The following is a 6,857-nucleotide window of genomic DNA, read 5'->3' on the forward strand; positions in this document are numbered from 1 at the left end:
TTAAGTGTTATTGCTTTATTATATTAATATAGTTTTATTAAAAAGATATTAATAATAAAAAAATTATTTTGTATTTTTTATACTAAAAGAAAAAACACTGCCTTTTTGTGGGTTAGATTGAATTTTTAAAGAACTTTTGTGTAAAGTGAGTATTTTTTTAACTAAAAACAATCCTAGTCCAAAAGAATTGTTTTGGCTAGTATTGATTTTATAAAATTTTTTTGTGATTAATTTTAAATATTTTTCCTCTATGCCTATGCCTTGATCTTGTATAGTAAATTCTTGGTTTTTAACTTCAATAAAAATATCTTTTTGACTATATTTTAGTGCATTGCTAATGAGATTAATAATAACTTGCTCAATGAGAAAAGAATCTGCTTTTATGAAAGTTTGCTCTCCTTGAATTTTAATCCTGCTTTCATTAAAATTTTCAACAATATTTTTACTTAAAGCATATAAATCAAAATTTTCTTCATTTAAAGATGTTATATTTAAATTAAAAACAAAATTTAGTTTGTGTGTTAGTTGGTTGATTTTTACACTTTGCTTGTGAATTTTTTCAAGCATAAATTTTCTCATAGTTTCATCATTATGTTCTTTTTCTAAAGATTGCAAACTTAAATTTATAACACTTAAAGGATTTTTTAACTCATGTGAAATAGCGCTGATTAAATTTGAAAGTTGAGTGTTTTTCATTTTAATTTTTTTGGCTTGTTTTTTATTTTGTAATTCTTTCTCATAAAATAACTTTTTTATTTTTAATAATCTTAAATTTAAAGAATTTAAATCATAAAAAAAGTTCTTTGTAAAATGAAATTCTGATTGACTCTTTATATTTTTAATAAACAAAAGTAATTCTTGAAAGTATTTTTTAAAAAAGTTAAATATAAAAATATATATTGCAGTTAATACTGCTAAAAAAAGTAAAAAAATCAAAATATTTTTTATCCAAAAATCTTGTATTTTTGCGTTTATTTTTGGATAAACAATGATGATGTATTTATATCCTTCATATTGATAAGCTTTATAATAAATTTCTTTATTATTAAAAAATTCATGTGTAAAATCTGCATTAAATTGATTTTTAAAAAAATCAAAATCATCTAAAGATGAGATGGTTTTTCCATCTTTTTTGATGATAAAATCTGCTCTTGTTTGTTGAGAAAATTCTTGAATGTTGTTTGTATTGAGTGTTTTTATAATGCTAAATTTTAATGTATCATTCAAGGTTTTTAATTTTTGCTCATAAGTGCTTTTTATAGTGTTGTTTATATATTGCTCATTAACAAAATAAAACAATCCTATAAAAAATATACAAAAACATATAAAAAATAAAGCAAAAAAATTTCTGATTTTTAACACAATTTATAACCCACCGAGCGCACTGAAATGATATTTTCTTTAATTTGTGGAATTTTTTGTTTTAATCTTAAAATAGCCGTATTGATTGTCTTATCGCTTGTTGTGTCATTTTTCCATACCTGCTCACTTAAAAATTGACGGCTTAGAAGTTGATTTTTGTGATTAAAAAAACACTTGAGTAATTCTACATCTAGGGTTGATAAATTTTCAAATGTATTTGTTTGATAAATTAATTTTCTTTCTTCTATATATAAAGTAAAATCTTGATAAGAAATTTGTTCTTTTGGAGTTTTATTTCTTTTAGTTACGGCTTTGATTCTAAATAAAAGTTCATTAAAATCAAAAGGTTTGCATATATAATCATCACAGCCTTGCTCAAAACCTTCTAAAATATCTTTTTGTAAAGTCTTTGCACTAAGAAAAATCACAGGCTCCATATAACCTTTTTTTCTTAATTGTTTTATCATCTCTACACTATCGCCACTTGGTAAATTTCTATCCATGATGATTAAGTCTATTTCATTTGTATCTAGAAAGGTTTCTAAGTCAAAAAAATCAAAATAATTATAAATTTTTATATTTTCTTGACTAAGTCTTAAACTAATTAACTCATTTAAATCTTTATCATCTTCTATCAAAATAACATTTAGCATATAAAATTATATCAAAAAATACATGTATCCAAAATGTTTCCAAGTTTTTTTAAATTTTCATTACTTTTTTAAAACAAGGAGAAAAAATGAAAAAACTTTTGGCTTTAAGTGTGGCTACCTTTGTTAGTTTAAACGCAGCAGAATTAAAAATAGCAGGTTCATCTACTGTCTATCCTTTTACTTCTTTTGTTGCTGAAGAGTATGCTTCTATAAAAAATACAAAAACACCTATAGTTGAAAGTCTTGGCACAGGCGGTGGTTTTAAAGTGTTTTGCGAGGGAATTACTGATATTTCTAATGCTTCAAGAGCAATCAAGCCAAGTGAATTTGAAACTTGTAAAAAATCAGGTGTGAGTGATATAGTCGGGATTATGATAGGTTATGATGGCATAGTTTTAGCTCAAAATAAAATCAATGCTCCATTAAATATAAGCTTACATGAGTTATTTTTAGCTTTGGCCAAAGAAATTCCACAAGATGGAAAATTAGTCCCAAATCCTTATACAAATTGGCAACAAATCAATAAAAATCTACCAAATAGAAAAATTACAATCTATGGCCCTCCATCAAGTTCAGGAACAAGAGATAGTATAGAAGAACTTGTAATGGTAGATATTTCTAAAAAAATTCCTGAATATAAAGGTGCATATAAAACTATACGCCAAGATGGAGCATTTATACCAAGTGGAGAAAACGATAATTTAATTGTTTCAAAACTTTCTGTTGATAAAGAAGCTTTTGGGCTTTTTGGATACGGATTTTTAGCTAGCAATGATGATAAGATTAATGCAGTTGATATTGATGGTGTAAAAGCTGATGAGAAAAATATTTCCGAAGGAAAATATAAACTAGCTCGTTCTTTGTTTATATATATGAATGCTAAGAAAAATCCAGAAGTATTTGAATTTGCAAAAATTTATATGAGTGATGATTTAGCTAAAAGCGGAGCAGAATTAGAAAAAATAGGATTAGTTCCTTTGGATGAAAAAACTTTAAAACAAACCCAAAAACATATAGAAGAAAAAGGTTTATTAACTGATGAGCTTGTTAAAGCAGGGAAAGTTTTTTAATTTTTAGGATGAAAAATTGATAAAAGAAAAAATAATAAAATTAACGCTTTTTCTTTGTGCTTTTATTAGCGTAGTAGTAAGCTTTGCTATTATGCTAACTATTTTAATAGAGGCATTAAAATTTTTTCAAAAAGAAAGCGTATTTACTTTTTTATTCTCAAGTCAGTGGGCAGCAGATGCTGCATTTGTAGGTGCTGATGGAAGTAGCAAGCATGGGGTTTTTGGTGCTTTGAGTTTATTTTGGGGAACTTTTTATATTTCATTAATAGCAATGCTAACAGCCTTACCTTTAGGTGTAATGTGTGCTATTTATCTTGGAGTATTTGCAGGTAAAAAATCTAAAAACTATTTAAAACCTATTTTAGAAATCATAGCAGGAATTCCTACTGTAGTTTTTGGATTTTTCGCAGCCATAGTGGTAGCTCCTTTTATAGTGTGGTTTTTTTCTCTTTTTGGTATAGAAGCTAGTTTTCAAAGTGCCCTAGGTGCAGGTTTTATCATGGGTATTATGATAGTTCCTATAGTGGCTTCACTCTCACAAGATTGCATTGAAGCTGTAAGTTTAAAAAGGATAAACGGAGCTTATGCTTTAGGTATGACTAAAAAAGAAGTCGTTTTTGCAGTAATTTTACCAGAAGCAATGCCAGGTATAGTTGCAGCTTGTCTTTTAGGACTTTCAAGAGCTTTAGGTGAAACAATGATTGTTGTTATGGCTGCTTCATTGCGTCCAAATTTAACAATGAATTTTTTAGAAGATATGACAACAGTGACTGTAAAAATAGTAGAAGCATTAAGCGGTGATCAAGCTTTTGATAGTTCTTTAGCTTTAAGTGCATTTTCTTTAGGGCTTGTGCTTTTTATTATTACATTAATCATTAATATTTTTAGCGTTTATTTGATAAATCGCTTCCATAAAAGGAAAAATTTATGAAAAAACTTTTTAAACAAAGAAAAAAAGCTTCAAAAAATTTCAAAAGATTCTGTAAAATGGGGCTTTATATAAACCTTATTTTTCTTTGTATTTTTTTATCAAGCGTAGGATATCTTGGGATAGGAGCTTTTAAGCAAACTTACATTTATGCCCAGGCTGATAGAAATAGCCCTTCATATGAGCTTTTATCGCGTGCTGAACAAAGGAAAATAAGAACAGGTCAAATCAAAGAAAAATCTTGGCTTTTAGCAAATTCTGAAGTTGATCAATATATGAAAAAAAACTACAATAAACTAAGCGATGAACAAAAAACTTTAGTTGATGAATTAGTTCAAAAGCAAGAAATCAAACTAAGTTTTAACACAAATTTTTTCCTTAATGGAGATTCTAAATCACCTGAAAATTCAGGAATCTTTGCTTCTGTGGTTGGAACTTTACTTGTGATGATAGTATGTATGGTTGTAAGCATCCCAATAGGAGTTGGAGCAGCTATTTATTTAGAAGAATTTGCTCCGCAAAATGTATTTACGCATTTTATAGAAGTGTGTATTAATAACCTTGCAAGTATTCCTAGTATTTTATTTGGACTTTTAGGACTTGGAGTGTTTATTAATCTTTTTGGGATGCCTCGTTCTAGTGCTTTAGTTGGAGGATTAACTTTGGCTATTATGAGCTTACCTATTATTATTGTTTCAACTAAAGCTGCCTTAAAAAGTGTGGATGTTAATATGAAAAATGCAGCATATGCTTTAGGCATGACTAAAATTCAAATGATAAAAGGCATTATGCTACCTTTGGCAATGCCTATGATTTTAACAGGTTCTATTTTAACTTTAGCTCAAGCTATTGGCGAAACCGCACCTTTGATGATTATAGGTATGATAGCTTTTATACCTGATGTGGCAAATAGTGTTTTTGCGCCAACAAGTGTTTTACCTGCTCAAATTTTTTCATGGTCAGCTATGCCAGAGCGTGCATTTTTAGAAAGAACAGCAGCAGGGATTATAGTGCTTTTATCTCTTTTGGTAATTTTAAATTTAGCAGCAATACTTTTAAGAAGATATTTTCAAGGAAAATTAAAATGATAGCAAAAACAACAAATCTAAATTTATTTTATGGTAAAAAACAAGCTTTATTTGATATTAATATGGAAATTCAAAAAAATAAAATCACAGCTTTAATAGGTGCTTCAGGCTGTGGAAAATCCACATTTTTGCGTTGTTTTAATAGGATGAATGACAAAATAGCAAAAATCGATGGTCTTGTTGAGATTGATGGAAAAGATGTTAAAAATCAAGATTTAGTCGTGCTTAGAAAAAAAGTTGGAATGGTATTTCAACAACCTAATGTTTTTGTAAAAAGCATTTATGATAATATTTCTTATGCTCCAAAACTCCATGGGATGATTAAAAACAAAGATGAAGAAGATGCTTTAGTGGAAGATTGTCTTAAAAAAGTAGGGCTTTTTGAGGAGGTAAAGGACAAACTAAAACAAAATGCTCTAGCACTTTCAGGTGGTCAGCAACAACGCCTTTGTATTGCAAGAGCTTTGGCCATAAAGCCAAAATTATTACTTTTAGATGAACCAACTTCAGCGCTTGATCCCATATCTTCAAGCGTTATAGAAGAGCTTATTAAAGAATTAAGTCATAATCTTTCTATGATCATGGTAACGCATAACATGCAACAAGGTAAGCGCGTGGCTGATTATACTGCATTTTTTCATCTAGGCAAACTTGTAGAATTTGGAGAGAGCAAGGAATTTTTTGAAAATCCTAAAGAAGAAAAAACAAAAGCTTATTTAAATGGAGCTTTTGGATAATTTTTATTTATTTAGAAATTTTGATGATATAATTAATCAAAATTTCTAAAAGGCTTAGCATGCTCATAAATCAAACCTATTTCATAGACTCTTGTGATGATGTAGAATTAAATATAAAAAGAGAAAGTAAATTAGAATATAGAATCACTTATGATGATAGTAAGCAAATGAAAGCTATTGTTTTTATCATAGGTGGATATGGAGCAAATGCAAATATACATTTTCTAGAAAGTTATAGAAAATTTATAGCTAAAAAATTTGATGTAGTAGCTGTAAATGTATTTTATCATTGTTTTTGCCAAAGAGTTTCTGATGTGGACAAATATAGCGCAACTACTACTTTTATGGAAGATGATTTACCTTTTTTGAAAGAAGTTTTAGAAAATTTCAAAATTCCATCAAGTAAATTAGATACCAATAATGCCCATATGCATTATGATTATTTATATAATACTATCACCAATTTAAAAGAGAAAAAATTATTAGATGTAAATTATCGAGTTAGTCTTTCGCGTTCTTTTATCCCACCCAACAATGAGTATAATAATTTTGCCATTATGCCTGCAATCGATCATATCAATGCCTTAAAAGATATAATGAAAAATTATCCTCAATTTAAATCTTTACCTAAAATTTACGGGGGAGGATCATATGGTGGCTTAGTGGCATTAATGTGTGCTAAAATAGCTCCTTGGTATGTAGATGGAGTGATAGATAATTCAGGTGCTGCATTGCCTCCATTGCATTATATTGTAGGCAGAGATATTCAAGGATACGACCATATACTTAAAACATCAAATACTATATTATATGGAATCATTAAAACCCATTGGACACGCAAAAACCCAAACTCACCTTATTATTTTGCTGATGAAAATTATTTAATAAGAGCTTTACTTAATAAAGATCATTTGATCTTACAAGCTCAAAAGAATAAAAATATTATTTATACAAGTTATCATAGTGCTAAAGATGATGCAACTCCAGTTGAATATAAAATTTCTATGATAGAAATTTTA

Annotated in this window: 7 protein-coding genes; 5 read left to right on the forward strand and 2 right to left on the reverse strand. The window is 28.0% G+C overall.

What is annotated here, in order from left to right; genetic code table 11:
- Positions 1–63: 63 nt before the first annotated feature.
- Together L8X38_RS07625 and L8X38_RS07630 are read right to left on the reverse strand one after the other, a co-directional pair.
- Complete coding sequence (locus tag L8X38_RS07625; protein ID WP_263661696.1) at positions 64–1,362, reverse strand: sensor histidine kinase; 1,299 nt, start codon at positions 1,360–1,362, stop codon at positions 64–66.
- Complete coding sequence (locus tag L8X38_RS07630) at positions 1,356–2,015, reverse strand: response regulator transcription factor (protein ID WP_043019788.1); 660 nt, start codon at positions 2,013–2,015, stop codon at positions 1,356–1,358. The genes L8X38_RS07625 and L8X38_RS07630 overlap by 7 nt, the downstream gene beginning before the upstream one ends.
- 86 nt (positions 2,016–2,101) lie before the next feature.
- Between L8X38_RS07630 and L8X38_RS07635 the strand changes: the two genes are divergently transcribed.
- The 5 genes from L8X38_RS07635 to L8X38_RS07655 all read left to right on the forward strand — a co-directional run.
- The gene (locus tag L8X38_RS07635) at positions 2,102–3,085 is read left to right on the forward strand and encodes a substrate-binding domain-containing protein (protein ID WP_257928718.1); all 984 of its coding nucleotides are present in this window, start codon (positions 2,102–2,104) and stop codon (positions 3,083–3,085) included.
- Between the two features lie 16 nt (positions 3,086–3,101).
- Complete coding sequence (pstC, locus tag L8X38_RS07640) at positions 3,102–4,016, forward strand: phosphate ABC transporter permease subunit PstC (protein WP_263661697.1); 915 nt, start codon at positions 3,102–3,104, stop codon at positions 4,014–4,016.
- Positions 4,013–5,101: a phosphate ABC transporter permease PstA gene (gene pstA, locus L8X38_RS07645; protein ID WP_263660770.1), complete on the forward strand. Its 1,089-nt coding sequence runs from the start codon at positions 4,013–4,015 to the stop codon at positions 5,099–5,101. The genes pstC and pstA overlap by 4 nt, the downstream gene beginning before the upstream one ends.
- Positions 5,098–5,838 (forward strand): phosphate ABC transporter ATP-binding protein PstB, encoded by a 741-nt coding sequence (pstB, locus tag L8X38_RS07650; RefSeq protein ID WP_263661698.1) that lies wholly within the window; start codon positions 5,098–5,100, stop codon positions 5,836–5,838. Before pstA ends, pstB begins: the two co-directional genes overlap by 4 nt.
- Before the next feature lie 59 nt (positions 5,839–5,897).
- Positions 5,898–6,857, forward strand: a 960-nt coding sequence (locus L8X38_RS07655; RefSeq protein WP_263661699.1) for a DUF2920 family protein, incomplete at its 3' end; no start/stop codon positions are given.

The organism is Campylobacter sp. CNRCH_2014_2452, assembly GCF_025772865.1.
Taxonomy (GTDB): Bacteria; Campylobacterota; Campylobacteria; order Campylobacterales; family Campylobacteraceae; genus Campylobacter_D; species Campylobacter_D lari_D.

What these genes read in the sequence shown, in the direction of transcription:
- pstB (WP_263661698.1), top strand. Translation starts at nt 5,098, where the DNA reads ATGATAGCAAAAACAACAAATCTAAATTTATTTTATGGTAAAAAACAA.
- L8X38_RS07630 (WP_043019788.1), bottom strand. Translation starts at nt 2,015, where the DNA reads ATGCTAAATGTTATTTTGATAGAAGATGATAAAGATTTAAATGAGTTA.
- L8X38_RS07635 (WP_257928718.1), top strand. Translation starts at nt 2,102, where the DNA reads ATGAAAAAACTTTTGGCTTTAAGTGTGGCTACCTTTGTTAGTTTAAAC.
- pstA (WP_263660770.1), top strand. Translation starts at nt 4,013, where the DNA reads ATGAAAAAACTTTTTAAACAAAGAAAAAAAGCTTCAAAAAATTTCAAA.